Origin of the sequence: Microvenator marinus (genome assembly GCF_007993755.1) — a bacterium.
Taxonomy (GTDB): domain Bacteria; phylum Myxococcota_A; class Bradymonadia; order Bradymonadales; family Bradymonadaceae; genus Allomicrovenator; species Allomicrovenator marinus.
Genome location: NZ_CP042467.1, coordinates 3,101,710 through 3,117,757, shown reverse-complemented (window position 1 = coordinate 3,117,757; position 16,048 = coordinate 3,101,710). Strand labels below are relative to the sequence as shown.

16 protein-coding genes, 1 tRNA gene and 1 other RNA gene are annotated in these 16,048 nt (G+C 57.1%); 13 read left to right on the top strand and 5 right to left on the bottom strand.

Annotated features, from left to right (window positions below):
* The first annotated feature begins 14 nt into the window (after positions 1-14).
* The 7 genes from FRD01_RS12755 to FRD01_RS12725 all read left to right on the top strand — a co-directional run bounded on the left by FRD01_RS12755 (position 15) and on the right by FRD01_RS12725 (position 7,214).
* Positions 15-572 carry an FKBP-type peptidyl-prolyl cis-trans isomerase gene (locus FRD01_RS12755; protein WP_249755592.1) on the top strand — a complete coding sequence of 186 codons (558 nt, stop codon included), beginning with the start codon at positions 15-17 and terminating at the stop codon, positions 570-572.
* Entirely contained in the window at positions 572-2,089 is a 1,518-nt protein-coding gene (gene hutH, locus FRD01_RS12750) for a histidine ammonia-lyase (RefSeq protein ID WP_146960196.1), read from the top strand. The genes FRD01_RS12755 and hutH overlap by 1 nt, the downstream gene beginning before the upstream one ends.
* A 3-nt stretch (positions 2,090-2,092) precedes the next feature.
* Positions 2,093-2,782, top strand: coding sequence for an HD domain-containing protein (locus FRD01_RS12745; RefSeq protein ID WP_146960194.1), 690 nt, complete (start codon positions 2,093-2,095; stop codon positions 2,780-2,782).
* Positions 2,775-4,109 (top strand): outer membrane protein assembly factor BamB family protein, encoded by a 1,335-nt coding sequence (locus tag FRD01_RS12740; protein WP_146960193.1) that lies wholly within the window; start codon positions 2,775-2,777, stop codon positions 4,107-4,109. The genes FRD01_RS12745 and FRD01_RS12740 overlap by 8 nt, the downstream gene beginning before the upstream one ends.
* A gap of 10 nt (positions 4,110-4,119) precedes the next feature.
* Positions 4,120-4,812, top strand: coding sequence for a response regulator transcription factor (locus FRD01_RS12735; RefSeq protein ID WP_146960191.1), 693 nt, complete (start codon positions 4,120-4,122; stop codon positions 4,810-4,812).
* The gene (locus tag FRD01_RS12730; RefSeq protein WP_146960189.1) at positions 4,812-6,254 is read left to right on the top strand and encodes a HAMP domain-containing sensor histidine kinase; all 1,443 of its coding nucleotides are present in this window, start codon (positions 4,812-4,814) and stop codon (positions 6,252-6,254) included. The genes FRD01_RS12735 and FRD01_RS12730 overlap by 1 nt, the downstream gene beginning before the upstream one ends.
* 105 nt (positions 6,255-6,359) lie before the next feature.
* Complete coding sequence (locus FRD01_RS12725; protein ID WP_146960187.1) at positions 6,360-7,214, top strand: hypothetical protein; 855 nt, start codon at positions 6,360-6,362, stop codon at positions 7,212-7,214.
* Here the strand turns inward: FRD01_RS12725 and rnpB are convergent.
* From rnpB to FRD01_RS12710, 3 genes are all read right to left on the bottom strand, one after another.
* An RNA gene (gene rnpB / locus FRD01_RS12720) (RNase P RNA component class A) lies at positions 7,214-7,577 on the bottom strand. The genes FRD01_RS12725 and rnpB overlap by 1 nt on opposite strands.
* Before the next feature lie 8 nt (positions 7,578-7,585).
* Positions 7,586-8,320 (bottom strand): zinc ribbon domain-containing protein, encoded by a 735-nt coding sequence (locus tag FRD01_RS12715; RefSeq protein WP_146960185.1) that lies wholly within the window; start codon positions 8,318-8,320, stop codon positions 7,586-7,588.
* Positions 8,321-8,559: 239 nt separating this feature from the next.
* Positions 8,560-8,633: transfer RNA gene (locus FRD01_RS12710), tRNA-Ile, on the bottom strand.
* Positions 8,634-8,816: 183 nt separating this feature from the next.
* Between FRD01_RS12710 and FRD01_RS12705 the strand changes: the two genes are divergently transcribed.
* The 5 genes from FRD01_RS12705 to FRD01_RS12685 all read left to right on the top strand — a co-directional run bounded on the left by FRD01_RS12705 (position 8,817) and on the right by FRD01_RS12685 (position 13,777).
* Positions 8,817-9,899 carry a PEGA domain-containing protein gene (locus FRD01_RS12705; RefSeq protein ID WP_146960183.1) on the top strand — a complete coding sequence of 361 codons (1,083 nt, stop codon included), beginning with the start codon at positions 8,817-8,819 and terminating at the stop codon, positions 9,897-9,899.
* Between the two features lie 24 nt (positions 9,900-9,923).
* Complete coding sequence (locus tag FRD01_RS12700; protein WP_146960181.1) at positions 9,924-11,597, top strand: SpoIID/LytB domain-containing protein; 1,674 nt, start codon at positions 9,924-9,926, stop codon at positions 11,595-11,597.
* Positions 11,598-11,675: 78 nt separating this feature from the next.
* Entirely contained in the window at positions 11,676-12,443 is a 768-nt protein-coding gene (locus FRD01_RS12695; protein WP_146963949.1) for a Stp1/IreP family PP2C-type Ser/Thr phosphatase, read from the top strand.
* Between the two features lie 15 nt (positions 12,444-12,458).
* On the top strand, positions 12,459-13,247 hold the full coding sequence (locus FRD01_RS12690; RefSeq protein WP_146960179.1) for an HAD family hydrolase: 789 nt from the start codon (positions 12,459-12,461) through the stop codon (positions 13,245-13,247).
* The gene (locus tag FRD01_RS12685) at positions 13,244-13,777 is read left to right on the top strand and encodes a hypothetical protein (protein ID WP_146960178.1); all 534 of its coding nucleotides are present in this window, start codon (positions 13,244-13,246) and stop codon (positions 13,775-13,777) included. Before FRD01_RS12690 ends, FRD01_RS12685 begins: the two co-directional genes overlap by 4 nt.
* Here FRD01_RS12685 and FRD01_RS24345 read toward each other — a convergent pair.
* The gene (locus tag FRD01_RS24345) at positions 13,722-14,087 is read right to left on the bottom strand and encodes a nucleotidyl transferase AbiEii/AbiGii toxin family protein (RefSeq protein WP_249755590.1); all 366 of its coding nucleotides are present in this window, start codon (positions 14,085-14,087) and stop codon (positions 13,722-13,724) included. The two genes, FRD01_RS12685 and FRD01_RS24345, sit on opposite strands and share 56 nt — an antisense overlap.
* Positions 14,088-14,349: 262 nt before the next feature.
* A complete protein-coding gene (locus FRD01_RS12675) occupies positions 14,350-15,132 on the bottom strand; it encodes a type IV toxin-antitoxin system AbiEi family antitoxin (protein WP_146960176.1) in 783 nt (260 codons plus the stop codon).
* Positions 15,133-15,340: 208 nt separating this feature from the next.
* On the opposite strand from FRD01_RS12675, the gene FRD01_RS12670 reads away from it, so the two are divergent.
* Positions 15,341-15,682 carry a hypothetical protein gene (locus tag FRD01_RS12670; RefSeq protein WP_146960174.1) on the top strand — a complete coding sequence of 114 codons (342 nt, stop codon included), beginning with the start codon at positions 15,341-15,343 and terminating at the stop codon, positions 15,680-15,682.
* Positions 15,683-16,048 lie beyond the last annotated feature (366 nt).

Sequence of the window (16,048 nt, the reverse complement as noted above, 5' to 3'; positions counted from 1 at the left end):
ACATGGAGCGAGTCATGAAGAAATCCCTGATTTTATTGTCTGCAATTTTGATGGTTGGAGTGGTTGCATGTGATTCACCGGCCGGTCCAGAAAAGACAGCTGAGCCCGTTGCGAAAGCCGAGCAGGCTGAAGCTCCTGCAGCGGCTGAGAAGGCCGAAGCGCCAGCAGAGAAGCCAGCTGAGCAGGCTGAAGCACCGTCGGACGACCCGACTAAAGCACCAGCCGACGTAGCTGCGCCTCCAGCAGATGCTGAGAAGACGGCATCGGGCCTCGCTTCCAAGGTCCTGAAGCCTGGAACGGGCGCTACGAAGCCAAGCGCAACCAACCGCGTCGAGGTTCACTACACCGGTTGGACCACCGACGGAAAGATGTTCGACAGCTCGGTACAGCGTGGAACGCCAGCTACATTCCCGCTCAACCGCGTGATCGCTGGTTGGACCGAAGGCGTGCAGCTCATGGTCGAAGGCGAAAAGCGCCGATTCTGGATTCCACAAGACCTCGCCTACAAAGGCCAGCCAGGCGCCCCAGCGGGCATGCTGGTGTTCGACGTTGAACTCCTGAAGATTCACTGATGTTTAGTATCGAAGAAATCGAGGCCATCGCGGTCAAACGCGTGCCTATGAACCTAGATGCGGGGGCCGAATCCCGTGTGACTCGTGCGGCGGACTTCGTCAAAGAACAGGCGATGTCCGGGCGTGCTGTCTACGGCGTCACGACTGGCTTTGGGGCCAATCGCGACCGCGTGATCCGCGCCGCTGATGCAGAGGTCCTCCAAGAACGCCTCATCATGAGCCACGCCTGCGGTGTGGGCGAGCCGTTCCCTACCGAGGTCGTTCGGGCGATGATGGCCCTCCGCATCACCGCGCTATCACAAGGGAACTCTGGGATTCGGTGGTCAACGCTCAACCTGCTCAAAGATATGCTCAACGCCGGTGTTCATCCGGTGATCCCGCGGTTTGGTAGCGTAGGAGCAAGCGGCGATCTCTGCCCGCTCGCTCATATGTGCCTACCTGTGATCGGGTTGGGAGAGGCCGAGTACAAGGGCGAGGTTTTAAGCGGTGCTGAGGCGATGGCGAGGGCCGGACTTGAGCCTGTACGTCTGACCTACAAAGAAGGGCTTGCGCTTCTGAATGGGACCCAGGCAATGACCGCGCTCGGAGCCACAGTGGCTGCACGGTTCCGCAGGATTCTGGACATTGCGGATTTGATCGGCGCGATGAGCCTTGAGGCGGTCGCTGGTCGACTGGACGCGCTCGACCCTCGAATCCATGAGGTTCGAGGCCGTGCGGGTCAAAAAGCTAGTGCTGCTGCGGTGCTCACACACCTCAAAGGCAGTAAGTTGGCGGGTGCCGGGCCGGGCGAAATCGAGGGCAAGGTCGAGTACGTCCAAGACTCGTATTGTTTGCGTTGTATGCCTCAAATCCACGGGGCGTCGCGCGATGTGCTCGCCCACGTTTGGAGCGTGCTCGAAACCGAGGCCATGGCCGTCACCGACAATCCTCTTGTGTTTGTGGAAGAAGACCCCGCGCTCTCTGCGATTCTCTCTGGCGGCAATTTCCACGGGCAGCCCGTGGCCATGGCGTTGGACTATCTCAAAATTGCGATCGCGGAGCTCGGCAATGTCTCGGAGCGGCGAAGTGCCAAGCTCACGGATAAGTACTTCAGTGAGGGGCTGCCGGCGTTCCTGGTCTCCGAGCCCGGCTTGAACTCTGGCTTCATGATTCCTCAATACGTGGCGGCGGCGCTGGTTTCTGAGAATAAACATCGTGCGTCAGCGGCGAGCGTGGACTCTATCCCAACGTCCGCGAATATGGAGGACCACGTCTCGATGGGTACTCATGCGGGTGTGCACGCGATGGAGATTCTGGAGAACGTAGAGAAGATCTTGGGCATCGAGTACTTGATTGCGGGGCAAGCCCTGGATTTGCGCGCTCCAACGACCTATGGCCAGAACACCGGACGTGCGCTTGAACTCCTGCGAAGCGTGGTTCCGTTCATGGAACACGACCGCGTCCTCTACCCGGACATCAACGCCGCTGCGCGCCTTATTGCCGGGCCTGAGTTGGCCGCGATTGCATCGGAAGGTTGATCGGTGACTAAAGAAAACCGTGCTTATACTGCCGCTATCAGAGCTCGTATTCACGATCAGGCATGGATAGTGCCGGGACTCGCCGCTCTCGACGAGACCATGGAACAAGACGGAGGACACGACTACGCACACCTGACGCGCGTGTTGGTCAACGCCGTTCGCATCGCCAAAGGTGAGGTAGCCCACAACCCAGACTTGGAGGTCATCGCAGCCGCCGTCACCTTCCACGATGTCATCAATCTTCCGAAGAACTCGCCGGATAGGCATTTGGCGTCCACCAAGTCCGCCGAATTCGCCGTCAAGATCCTCGAGCCTTACTTCTCAGACGAACGACTGGCCAAAATTGAAGAGGCGATTCGAACTCATAGCTACTCAAGCGGTTTTCAGCCCGAGTGCATCGAAGCCAAAATCGTGACCGATGCCGACAGGCTCGAGTCTCTCGGCGCGTTCGGGATCGCGCGAACGTTCTACGTCAGCGGGGTGATGGGCCGCTCGATCTTGGACCAGAGTGACCCCTTTGCCGAGCGCCGAGAGCTCGACGATTTGGAGTTTGCACTCGACCATTTTCCGGCCAAACTACTTAAGTTAAGAGAACGAATGACCACCAAAACCGGCCGTGAAATGGCAGAACAACGCCATCGGTTTTTGGAGGTCTTCTTAGACCAGATCCGTCTCGAGGTTCAGGATGAGTAAATGGTACGTTTTGGCGCTTGGAGCCTTGCTTGGGGCGTGCGCATCGGCGCCGGTCAAGTCCACTATGGACAAGCCCCTTACGCAACCCGAGGTGGCCGAAGAACTCGCCTGCGACCTCCCGGTTGACGGCCCGTGGCCAGTCTTTCAGGGCAATGCCGCACGGACCGGAAACGCGCCGGTTCCAGCCATCGAAACGCCTCAGATTCGTTGGAAAGCCCAGGTCGGAATTCAGAGCTGGTTGAATAACCCCGTGATTGCGGCAGGGCGTGTATTTGTGGGCTCGAACGGCAATATCTGGAACCAACCAGACCCCGGTGATGTGGTAAGCGCGCTCGACCTCAAGACCGGCGAAATTCTCTGGCAGAGCTCGTTTGATAATGACGTCAATGGCGTGGCGTATTCGGACTGTAAGGTGTACGCCACCTCTGATGACGGCACGGTGCGTGCCTTTGATGCACGAGACGGAAAGCTCCTCTGGACGCATTTTACGAGCGCCACCAACGCCCCAAAAGTCTACACGAACCCGCTGGTATTGGGCCGACTCCTCGTGGTTGGGGACGCAGACGGCACGCTCTGGGCGCTCGACACGCAATCTGGAAAAGTGCGTTGGACCCATGCCGCCCTAAGCGCCATCCGAGGTGGGGCATCTGCCGATAAAACGCATATCTACATCGCGACCCACGACGGCCTGATCAGCGCAATCGACCCGGCCACCGGCGCCCAAGTCTGGAGAGACAGAACGCTCGAAGGCTGGCAGCTCTACGGCGCGCCCACCCTCTGGGGCGGCCGGGTTTTCCAAGGCTTTGCGCGCGATACCACGTACGGAAGCCCAGCGATGATGGCTCTCAATGCCGAAAAGGGTCGAGTGGACTGGCACGCGCTTCCAAAAACGGGCAAGAATTCGTGGGCCAATATTCGCTCGTCGCCCGCGTTGGCAGGCAACCTCTTGATTTGGGGTGAGCCCTATTCGAGTGACGTGGTGGCGGTCTCCGCGGATACCGGCGACGTGGTCTGGGACCGATCGTATGGCGATTGTTTTTTCCAGCATTTTAGCTCGCCGGCCGTCGCCTCAGGCACGGGATATATTGGCCGGTTTGACGGCGGGCTCTACGCGTTTGACACGCAGAGCGGGGATTTACGCTGGGGCATGGACCTGAGCGAATCCAAGTATGCGGGGCCCATTGATGCCGAGCGCACCGGCCTCGACTCTGGCTGCGAATGGGAGCCAAGTCCGGGCTCACCCATCTACGCCTCACCCGCGATTGCCGAAGACGGCACGATCGTAGTTGGAACCGGAGAAGGTTGGTTATACGCTATCTCCGAATAAAGAGGTGTGTATGAAAATTCTTCTCATCGATGATGACGCAAGTCTGCTCGACGTGCTCTCCATGGCATTTGAGGACGAAGGCTGGGATGTGTTGCGGGCGGGAGACGGTCAGGAAGGGCTGGTCCACGTCGCGAACTCCAAACCGGATATAATCATCTCTGACGTGAACATGCCGAAGTTGGATGGCTTTTCGTTTTGCCGGCGCCTGCGCGAGCAACACGACAACACCCCGCTCATCCTTCTTACATCGCGCGACAACGATATCGACGAAGCCCTCGGACTCGAGCTCGGTGCGGACGATTACGTGGCCAAACCCTTCAGCACCCGAGTCCTGCTCGCCCGCGTCAAATCGCTGATGAGGCGTGAAGAAGCACGCGCTCAGCCGACCAAACTCGAAGAAGCGAGTCAGGTGGTCCTTGGCGATATCAGCCTCGATCCGGACCGTATGGAGGTGCTCTTCAAGAACACGCCGGTGACCGTTACGGTGACTGAGTTCCGGATGATCGACGGATTTATTCGGCGCGCTGGTATGGTGCTCAATCGCGAACGACTCATGGAGTTAGCCCGCGGTGATGACTCGATCGTGGCCGACCGGATCGTAGACACCTACGTGCGCCGGCTGCGCCGTAAATTCGAAGCTATCGACCCAAATTTTGACCGTATCGAAACCGTGATCGGTGCCGGCTATCGCTGGAGGAAATAGTGCGTCCGCTCTCGCTGCGAACGCGCACGCTCCTCGTGGTCTGCGTGGTGGTCTTTGTGCCGGTGCTCTTCACGTGGCTCACAAGCCCGTTTGAAGAGGCCATCGAGCATAGTATGCGCCGCTCGCTCAAGGCCTGTACCCAAGATGCTATCCAGCTTGTCCGCGTGCAGAGTCCGAATTCGCGCTACCAAGAACTCGCCGAATCGTGCTCAATCTGGATCCGCGTTTTCTCCCCGGATGGCACGCTGGAAGCCGACGCCAACGGGCTCGGAGAGCCGTCATGGCGCGAGCGAATCCTCTTTGCGCCGGACCCGGTTCCGACCTTGATTGGTGTTGATCCGGAACTTCCGCCGCTCAGCGAGCGTTCGACCGTCAAGACAGCAGAAGCCCGGGGGCAGGCTGGCATTTGTCATCTTCACCAGAACGGGCGCCTCTTCATTTGTGAGTACGCGCGCCACGTCGAGCTCGCTACCCAATCCACCCCTCGAATCATTCACGCACAGAGCTCGTCGTCGCGTTCGCTCTCCAATCTTTACGCCGAGCGGGGCGCCATCATGCGCCTTTCCTTGCTCGTGATGTTGGTGGCTATCGTGCTTGGGATTTGGTTGAGCTGGAGGCTCACAAAGCCCCTTGGGCTTCTGAGAGATGCCGTTCGGGAGCGCACCGTGCCCGTGGTCTCAACGAGCCGAATTGAGGTTGTGGGCGACGATGAGGTGGCTGAGCTCGGGCACGCCTTCAATGATCTGCTCAGCGCCCTCGACACCAAGAACCAGGCGAACGAAGCCTTCATGGCTGATATGGCGCACGAGATTAAGAACCCAGTCGCCGCGATCCGCGCTGTGTCGGAGTCGCTCGAACGCCGCCCGGAAGTAGACGCTGAGCGCGCCGAAAGGCTGGCCAAAATCCTCAAGGATTCTAGTGCCCGACTCGATGCCGTGGTCAACCGGTTCCTCGAGCTCGCCCGCGCGGAATCTGGACTTCCGAGGGCTGATAAGTCTGAAGTTCGGGTAGATGAACTGGTTAAAAATATCGTTGAGTCCTTCTCTACAGACGAGCGCTACACCGCCATCGAGTTTGATCTCGCGAGCTTCAAGGCCACGGTGCTTGGCTCGGCGGCACATCTTGAGACCGTGGTGCGAAATCTGGTGGCAAATGCCGCCTCATTTGCTAAAACTGCGGTCCGTGTCCGTGTGGAGCGCCGCGAAGATTGGGTCGTGATCGAGGTCAGCGATGACGGAAAGGGAATCGCTGAAGATGATCTACCTCGAGTGTTTGATCGCTTTTTCACCCGACGCGACGACGGCGGCGGAACCGGACTTGGACTCGCTATGGTGCTCGCCTTGACCCGCGCTCACGGTGGTAAAGTCCGCGTAGAATCTGAGGTTGGGAAGGGCTCGACGTTCATTGTGGAGCTCCCAGCGCTCACCGGTTTGAGCTCCTGAAACCTGCCGCGCCAAACTTTTTAAAAAAAATTCGCAACACTTTCGCAAAACGGCCGAAAACAATGTTGAGGGCAATTGTGCTCTCTTCTTGAAAAGAGGCTGAAGATGAAAATCTCAATATATAGTTGTGTAGCGATTCTTGTGATTCTTAGTGGTTGTGCACTTAGCGACGACGCGGGTCCGATGCCCGAAACAAGGCAGGCTGAGCAGATGAAGGTGGAGGGACCAGCTGATCGTATCGTTGAGCAGAAGGTCGAACACCCGGATTCCGAGTCCGAGCTCTGGGCCTATTGGACCGATGATGGACCGCGCTGGCTCTTGAGTTTACGAAACGGGGAGACACTGAAGGTTGAGGACTGGACGGCACAGCCCGTGCCGAATGCCTTTGGAGTGCCCGGGGTCTTTGAACTCGATGCCACACAAGTTGCAGATCTCCTGGCGGGTCACGGACTCAATGTTCAAGGCGCGCAAAAGCGTTGGCATCTCTTTGTGAGGGCGGAGTTTCAGGAGCTCGATACGTTGGATGGGCTCGTGCTCGAACCGCATATTCTCGGCCTGCAATCGATGTTGAGCCGGGATAGCCGGCTCTTTAGGAGTCGGGCCGAGACCACCGAAGGTTGGGTCTTGGAGTCGGCCTGGACCGACTCCGATGTGGAGGCACGGATCGAGCCGCACCCACAAGCGTGGTCTTGGTTTGTGGAGTTTGAGACGGACGCGCTACTCCTCGCGAGTTTCCCGGATAATCCGCTCTACTTCACGATTCACGATCTTGCGGACAAACGCCGCCGAGCCCGTGCGCAGGTGGTTCTCAAGGTGTCCGAGCTACACGAAGGGCCGTACTCGCCTGTTTGCCATCCCCTTGTTGACCATTGCCTGAACACGCTGACGGACGCCGTGGATTCGTCAGAGTGTGGCGCCGCCGCGCTCGTGGAGTCGTGTTTGAATTGGGGAGGAGATTAAAGTGGGGCTTCTCTCTAAGCCGGGTTCTGTACCGCCGAAACGGTGATGATCATTCATCTAGGCCTTGTGTTGCCACGAGGCTCTAGCGGCAACCCGGGGGTCTCGGAGCGAGAAACTCCTGAGCCGAAGCTCGCCCCCTGTTCGCCTTGCATCGGGTGGGGTTTACCATGCGGGACTTGTCACCAAGCCCCCGGTGAGCTCTTACCTCACCATTTCAACCTTACCTGTACGAGTACAGGCGGAGTATTTTCTGTGGCACTTTCCCTAGGGTTACCCCCGGTCGGCGTTACCGACCACCCTTCTCTATGATGCCCGGACTTTCCTCCCGCGCCCTAAGGCACCGGCGATCATCCGAGAAGCCCCACTAAGTCTTAGCTCGCGGCCGCCTGGTCGTCAGCACTCTGCTCTTGGAAGTAGAGGATTCGCTGACAGCTAGGACAGGTCACGAGCGTTTCTCCGCGCTGCACTTCAATGTAGAGCTGCGCTGGCAAGCTCATGAAACAACCTTCGCAATGCTCATCGCTCGCGGCAACAAGGGCGAGGCCTGGGCGACGGCTTCGAATGAAGTCGTACTTGTAGAGTACGCGCTTTGCTACGGAGTCACGCGATTTGGTCTCTTCGGCACGAAGCTCAGCGATTCTGCTCTCAAGTTCTTTGAGTTGCTTGGTCGCATCCTTTTCGTCCGCTGACATGCTCTCTTTGAGCTGAGAAACCTTCTCTTCCTTCTCTTCGATATTGAGCTGTGTGTTCTCAATAACTTCGGCGAGATGAAGCAGTTCTTCTTCGGTCTGCTCGACCGACTTCTTCAGAACTTCGATTTCCTTCTCAACAGCCGCGTATTCCTTGGTGGATGAAACGCTGGTGAGGCGCTTCTTACGCTTGGTGTGTTGTTCCTGAATCTCTTTGAGATCCTCTTGCTTCTGCTGTTGAAGCGCTCGGATTTCGTCGAGCTCAGTCTTCTGACCTTCCAAGTCGTCGACCAGCTTCTGCAAGAAACCGCGATTGGTCTCAAGGCGCTCGGTGACTTCTTTGCGTTCGGTTTCGAGTTCGTCAAGTTGCAGACACACGTTCTGCAGCTCACGAAGTTTCTTAAGATCTTCCCTCATTAAGCTCCTTCCTTTCTCATATGAGACATTACGGTCTCGAATTCAGACCCAAGAAAGACAAAAGGCGCGCTGGTGATCCAGGCGCCTCGTCGTGTTGTTATCGTTGGTGGTGTGGCGTTTTGGTTTTCTAGCCCGGACCTTGAAAACTCTTCCGGTCCGAAATGCAGTGGAAGAAAACGAGACATAAACTCCAACGTACTCACCATCCTTCAGCGGAACCCGCTTGGGACCATAGTCAGTGGGCCCACCAGGACTCGAACCTGGGACCAACCGGTTATGAGCCGGCAGCTCTAACCAACTGAGCTATGGGCCCTCCTTAGCTCTGCGAACAGCCGCCGAGCGTCAGGGAGGCGAATTCATAGCCAAGTCACCTTGCAGATGCAAGTTTGTTTTTTAAGTTTCTTGAAATATTCGTTGAGGGTTGCTTTACAAGGTCTGGCGGCACTACATATAGTCGCGCGCGGACCACCTGAACTAAAGCGCGCCCGGAAGTCTTATGTTTACGATGCACCGTTTCGTGGTTGTACTCTTTACCCTGCTCGTGGCCACACCAGCATGGGCCGAGCAGCTCTCTGCAGGGATCCTGAACCTCGAAGGTAAAGGGGTAGACAATCAACTCGTAGAGACGCTGAGCTCGATCGTCAGAAACGAGGCGCAGCAGGTCGAAAAGTACCAGGTCGTCAACAAGTACGCGATCAATCTCCAAGATATGTTGATCGTGCTGAACTGCAGCGCGGACTCCGTAGCGTGCATGAAACAGGTGGCCGAGCAGGTCAACGCCCGCGTACTGATTTATGGAAATATCGAGAAAAGCGGCGGTACATTCCAGATCGCGCTCTCGATTTTCGACTCACAAACCGGGCGTACGCTCAACAAACTCAACAAAACCATCTCGGATACCGACGACCCTGTCGTGGCGTTCCGCCAGGAGATCGAGTCGTTCTTTGCCCGCGAAAAGGGCCTCGCGACCACGCGAGTTCAAATCGGCTCGCCGGTCTCGAACGCCGAGGTCTACATGGAAGACACCTTTATTGGGAATGTGCCGCTTGAGCGCAAGGGACTGCCACCGGGCAAGTATTCGATTCGCGTGCAACACCCAAATTACGAGCCGTGGACACAGGTGCTTGAGCTCAAGGAAGGCGCCGATATCAGCCTCTGGGCAGATCTCGTCAAAAAGCCGGTGCAGGGCCCTAAAAACACGACCACAGTCACGACCCAAAACGAGGTCAAACAAGACGTGGTCACAGAGACCGATGGCGTTGGCACCATCAACTGGGGCGCCTGGTCAGCCGTGGGTGTCGGCGGGCTCGCACTCGCCGGGTCCGGTATCTTCGCTGTGCTCATGGGCAACGTCGAGCAGGATATCTCCGACGAATCTCGGGCAGGAATCACCGAGACCCGCTACAACGAGCTCGTCGATCGCGGCGAGACCTATGAAACAGCACACCGAGTTCTGCTCGGGGTGGGTGCAGTTTCTCTTATCGGTGGCGTGACCTGGCTGATTCTCTCGCCAGATTCGGGCGGCAACGCATCACTTGGATTCACAGGCTCCCAGGTGGTTGGAACCTTCAAGTGGTGAACACATAAACTCAAGGATGAGCTAATGGTGCGTACACGTGGTCTGGTGGGTCTAAGTTGTGGTTTGGCGCTCTTAAGCGTCGTGTCCACCGGTTTTACCCAGGATATTCGCTCTCAAGACCAACTCGCCATGCTCTACGCCCCGCAGTTGAATTTCACACGCGAGGGCGACCCGATCATTCGCGTGGGGATTGTGGAGGGGCGCGACACCGTAGAGTTCACGCCGGATCGGCCGGTTCGTGTGCTTCCTTCGGGTGAAAGCGGGGCTCAGATCGAGCTGCCTGCCGGCGTAAAATACACGGTGAGCGTCTCGGACTCTACGCCTGGTGCGTACCGACATTCCGTGGTGGTTCACAGGTTGCCCGTGGCCGAAAGGAGGGCCGCCGATGCCGTGGTGCAAACATGGACCCAGCGCGGCTATCTCCCCGAAGTCTTCGAGGTCGGTGGTCTCTTCGCTGTGCAAGGAAAAGTCTTCGATTCGCGCACCGTCCTTGTGGGCCTCGGCGGCACCAAATCACGCGACGAGGCGCAGAAGATCAAGTCCGGCCTTGAGACCAAGTTTGGAGTCGAGGCGAGCATCCACTCCGAAATCACGAGGCCGCCCGGTGCCGCAATTCATCTGGAAGGCGCTGGACTAAAGGTCAAAATTAGCACTCGAGACGTTCTGACAATCGCTCCTTTGCGTGGCGAAGAAAACAAGATCGTCTACACAGTTCCCGATATCCAGAAGTCCTACGGCGCTGGCTTTGAGACGCGCCGCTACACGGGTTCGCTGATTTTTGCGCCTGATTATAACGGTAAACTCGTCGGCATGGTGAGCCTCGGCGCGGAGCGCCTGCTCAAAGGCGTGGTGCCGGCCGAGATGTACGCCTCGGCACCAGATGCGGCGCTGCGTGCGCAAGCTGTGGCGGCGCGCAACAATATCTTTAGCGCGATCGGTGTGCGAAATCTGGCCGACCCGTTCATGCTTCGCGGCGATGTGATGGACCAGGTCTATGGCGGTGTTGGCGTGGAGAATCCGCGCACTTCAAAGGCCGTAGACGCCACTCGCGGGCGCGTGATGTTCCACGGACAGAAGATCATTGAGGCTGTGTATTCATCCAACGCGGGCGGGTTTACGGAGAGCAACGAGAATGTGTGGGATATGGAGCCCAGGCCGTGGTTGCGCGGAAAGATCGACGTGATCGGGGCGGCGCCTGCGGCGTTCAAGAATGGTGTTAAACCCAATGAAGTTGCGGCATTTCTGGACGCGAACTTCGAATCCCCGAGCAAAAAGGCGTCCGTCTCGAGCTCCAAACTCTTCAGGTGGGACCGCGTGGTTACGGTGGATGAGGCTGAGGCCTGGCTCAAGGAAAACCGCCGAAGCGTGGGCCGAATCAAGGACTTTCAGGTCTTGAGTCGAGGAGTATCTGGGCGTGTGATGCGGCTCAAAGTGGTGGGTGATAAAGGCGAGACCGTGGTGGAGCGTGAACTAAATGTTCGCCGACTCTTCGGTGGGCTTCGCTCGGGACTCTTTGTGATGGACGTTCAAAAGGGGCGTAGCGGTTTTGTAGAGCAGGTCGAGTTCCGCGGCGCCGGCTTCGGTCACGGCGTGGGAATGTGCCAGACCGGTGCTATTGGGCTGGCCGAAAGTGGCGTGGACTATCAAGATATCTTGAAGCGGTACTACTCAGGGATTTCCTTGGAGAGTTTGTACTGACATCAAGTTCTTGCCCACCCAGAATTCCTGTGATAATCCTTCCAAGTGATGCAAACTCAATCAGGTAGTCGCGTGGCGTTGAAACTTCGATACGCAGGTAACACTCACGTAGGCATGAAAAGGACCCACAACGAGGATAACTTGCTTATTCTCCAAGAGGAAAACCTTTACATGGTTGCGGACGGAATGGGCGGACACGCGAGCGGCGAAGTCGCCTCGGAGATGGCCATTTCTACGGTCGCTGAATTCTTTAAGGAGACGTCGGCAGATGACGACGTCACCTGGCCTTATAAGATGGAGAAGGGGCGTCGATACGAAGAAAATCGACTTGCCGCTGGCATCAAATTGGCCAATTTGAGGATCTTTGAGACCGCCTCTCAAAACGCTTCTCAACGAGGAATGGGAACCACGATAGTGGCCATCAATTTCTCGGGCAATTCAGCCTATCTTGGGCACGTCGGGGACAGCCGAATCTACAGGCTGCGCGGGGATAAAATGGAACTCGTCACCGAGGACCACTCCCTGCTCAACGACTATATCAAGATGAAGGATCTGACCGAGCAGGAAATCGAGAATTTCCCGCATAAGAACGTCATCGTTCGTGCGCTCGGTATGAAAGAGACCGTTCAGGTTGATGTGGCCCACGAAGAGCCACAAATCGGCGATATTTACCTGCTCTGCACAGACGGGCTAAACGGTATGGTCAAAGATTCGGATATCGAACGAATCATGGTCGAGAACCGCACTAATCTTGAGGCTGGCTGCGAGAAACTCATCGAAGCGGCAAACGCCGGTGGTGGTACAGACAACTGCACCGTCATTCTCGTCGAAGTCATCGAGAAATAAGCCGGGCCCCGCCCTGTGAATATTGTATTTTTAGATTTGGACGGGACGGTCATTGGCTCCAACGGGGTCAGTGAGCGTACCTGGTCTGCGTGTGAGGCGCTCCGGCCCACCCACCACCTTGTGGTCTGTACTGGGCGCACAGGCTCAGGGGTAGCCCTTGAGATCGCGAAGCGCCTGGCACCAAATGGCGTCCATATTTTTGAGAATGGCGGGTTCATTTGCCGAGCAACGGGCGAGGTCCTTTTTGAGTCCGCGTTGGACCCTCAGGATATCGAGACCATGATTTCGCATGCCGAGGGTGTGGATGCGACGCTTGAGTTTTACACGGCAGCCGGCGTGTTCTCAAACCGTCAGCACCCGGATTGCGACGAGCATGCGCGCGTGCTTGAGATCGAGGTGCTGGCTGCCGATTTGCGCGAAGTGGCACGCAATCACCGTGTGATTCGCGCCCATTGGATTATGCGCCCGGAAGGCGTGGATGCCGCGCTAGATTTTGAGCTCCAGAACTCCGAGCGCGGCGTGGCGTCTAGTCCAGTCCTGCCACTCAACGTGTTCGCGAGTGTCACGGCTAAGGGTGTGTCTAAGGGGTCTGCGGCAAAGTGGGTCGCCGACTATCTGGATATACCCCTGGAGAAGACGTGGGCCGTGGGAGACGCTGAGAGTGACCGACCGGTGCTCGAGGTGGTGGCGCACCCTCGTGTGATGGGCGATAGCCCGGCGAGCCTTCTGCGCGATTTTGAGCGGCTCGGAATGGTAGATGATGATGGCTTGGCGGACTTTTTGGAAACCCTCATGCCTCAATGAACTCTCTCTGCCAAATCCTGCCTCATCTCTGTGTGTTTTTGGTCTTTCCGAGCGATGTCCCACACCAGCTACACCCTACATGGAGCCAGAATGGGCAAACCATCAAACCCGCTGTGGATGTACACCTTTCAGAAGATGGGCGCCGTGGCTTTTTGAGCTTTGAGACTCCACACACTAAGTGGAACTCCCGCGTTTACGGCATGTGGAAAGCCGAGATTGCCGACCTCAATTCCGATGGTTTTCACGAAGTCGTCTTGGGGGTTTGGACGCGTGTCAAAAGGCACGATGAACCGCTGCCTGCCAGGGCCATTTGGGTCCTTGAATGGCGAGACGGCGGCCTCAGAGAGGTGTGGCGAGGCTCGGCAATGGCACTACCTTTGAAGGACTTCAGGGTTGAAGAAAATACCGTGTGGACCACCGAGTGCAAAGCCAAGACGTGCTTTAAGGTGGAGAATAGGTGGACAGGCTTCGGCTTTATGCCGGTGAGTCGGACGAGAGACCCTTCCAGGGATCGCCCGGCAGCTTGGTGATGAGTTCGGTGAGCACAATTTCGAGTGCCTCCTCGAAGTCCCATGATAAACCCTGGCGGAGTAGCGGCTCCATATCGTTCCGGAAGTCTTTGCGCTTCGATTTCTCGTGGAGGTTGGACTCAAAGAGCGCACGCGTGACCGAGTGGTTTCCCTCGTTCATGTAGCGGTTGAAGCACCTAATCAGGAGGTCCGCGCTCGTCTTGCCTCTACCAAGAGCGTAGTAGAGGTCAAACAGGTCGCGACCCTTGCTCCGCTGGTAGAGTGCGCGTAGCTTGGTGCCCAGGAGTTCGTCGAGCGGAAAGGTAGTCACGGAGGTGGAGCCTTGGAACCACTGGCTTTTGACTTCGAAGGGCACCTTGACCAAACCGAGCTCAGAGAAGTGCTCACGCGGCGGGCCGGAGGAAGATGAAGCTTATAGAGAGAAGTCCCACCGCGGAACGCCAGCCGATCAGCTAGCTCTGATGAGGAGAACAACTCCACGAGAGCGCGGCTGATGATGAGGTCTTGCTCGACCATCCAGTCCGCGCTCCAGGGTGCCTCACGACGCCACTCGATTATAGCTTGCTCTCGAATCATACGTCCGGCACCACTTCCACGTTGACGGCTACCTGCCAACGAGCGTTTCTCGCTACGCCTTCCACCTCTTTCCACGGTGCGAGGGCCACGGTGAAGGCGTTGCGCTCAGCGAGAACACCGTCCAAACGCTCCGCGAGCCCCTCCTGATCAACCAGCGAAAGAAGATATCCAAGTCGTTGTACCCATGCCGTAGGAGCGCGTCTCGCCTCGGTTTCGAGAGCATCTGCATCAATCGATTCGGCCAGCTCGGCAAGTACCGTTGCAACATTGTCAAGAAAGCCACAGCGCTCAGGGTAGCCCACCACCTCGACAGCGGTCGCAGCTGGCGATGCAATGCGTAGAATACCTGTTGGTGTATCGCGATCGATCACGGCCGTGAACTCCATGTCTTGGCGGGCGATGAAGTCCACTCGCACCCCACCGCACTCGAGGCTTCGACGAGACCGCGGAACCATGACCTGGAACACCATCGGGGCATGGTGTGCCGCGCCGTGGTACGCAGCAGCGCTCAACAAGGCCACGTAGTAAGGTTGCTCGAGATGCTCCATCAGTTGTGGAATGAAGTGATCCGGGGGGAGGCACCCGAGCCGCCGGTACTTTGGGGGGACTACCACGTGAAAGCCGCGGTACGGATCAGCTATACGGCCTTTTTCCTTAAGTCTCCGCAACTGTGCGCGGACAGCTGCTACAGATTTGCCGAGCGCCCTCACAGCGTCGTTGGTGGTGAATACGAGCCGCCCATTTGTCTGGAGCTCTTCGATGTAATCGGCAGCGTTCAAGTTCAGTCCTCAAGCGCAAAAAGTTTGGTTCGATGTTGTTCATTGAGTTTGGCAACTTCGCGCGGTTTCCGAGCACTCCAGCGCAAAAGATAACGTTTTGCGTTGTTTTTCGCAATAGGAGACCAAGCCGATTGGAAAGTAAGTCGAGGACATTCAGGAAAAAGGCCGTCCGCTTGACTTTCGCCACGATGTGCCGACAATTGCTGGCGTGAAAAGACTTCCTCTAAATCTTCTGGCACTCGCTTTTGTTTGGCTATTTGTTGTAGGTCAAACGGCGTGGAGTGCTGCGAGCGTGGAGGTCGAGTATGAGCCGGCGTTTGTTGACGCTGGCACTCTGAGCCCCGATCTTGGTCTGACGCATAATGAGCCTCTTCCTGAGGCGCCTGGGTCGTCTGGATCGGGGGCTGGCCTTGTACATGGTTGGGTGGTGGTTGATCCGCCGAAAGTTCTAGGTGTTTGGCTACCCACGCCCGAGCTAGAGCCTTGGTTTGTCATGCGCAAAGAGCGCCTGCTCTTTGCGCCGTCTCACTCTCCGCCTCAAGTTTCCTGATGTTCATGTTGTGCTTTGCGGGTCTTCCCGCCGAGCGTTGCTGGCATAACCCGTTTATGCCGTGAATATCAGCGTGAGCTCTGGCTCACCAAACATTGAGGAGGAAACATGACCGGTCAAGATATGGTTATGTACGGACTCTCGGCTGTGTTTATCGGGGCGATGTTCATCCCGTTAATCGGCTCGAAGTTCAAGAAGAAGGACTAACTTATCCCTGCGAATCAAGGCGTTTCGCCGCCTTGATCAACTTCACCAATTCTCGCCGTTTGGCACTAGAGCCCGCTCGTAGCTAAAGTCCTTAGCAGAGGGGCTCTTGCGCAAAAGGTTCGTTTGTAGACCAAACTCTATGCTACTCTGGTTTCCATC

Coding starts and splice junctions, on each gene's coding strand:
- FRD01_RS12685 (WP_146960178.1), top strand. CDS start 13,244: ATGAACTCTCTCTGCCAAATCCTGCCTCATCTCTGTGTGTTTTTGGTC.
- FRD01_RS12740 (WP_146960193.1), top strand. CDS start 2,775: ATGAGTAAATGGTACGTTTTGGCGCTTGGAGCCTTGCTTGGGGCGTGC.
- FRD01_RS12700 (WP_146960181.1), top strand. CDS start 9,924: ATGGTGCGTACACGTGGTCTGGTGGGTCTAAGTTGTGGTTTGGCGCTC.
- FRD01_RS12755 (WP_249755592.1), top strand. CDS start 15: ATGAAGAAATCCCTGATTTTATTGTCTGCAATTTTGATGGTTGGAGTG.
- FRD01_RS12725 (WP_146960187.1), top strand. CDS start 6,360: ATGAAAATCTCAATATATAGTTGTGTAGCGATTCTTGTGATTCTTAGT.
- FRD01_RS12715 (WP_146960185.1), bottom strand. CDS start 8,320: ATGAGGGAAGATCTTAAGAAACTTCGTGAGCTGCAGAACGTGTGTCTG.
- hutH (WP_146960196.1), top strand. CDS start 572: ATGTTTAGTATCGAAGAAATCGAGGCCATCGCGGTCAAACGCGTGCCT.
- FRD01_RS12735 (WP_146960191.1), top strand. CDS start 4,120: ATGAAAATTCTTCTCATCGATGATGACGCAAGTCTGCTCGACGTGCTC.
- FRD01_RS12705 (WP_146960183.1), top strand. CDS start 8,817: ATGTTTACGATGCACCGTTTCGTGGTTGTACTCTTTACCCTGCTCGTG.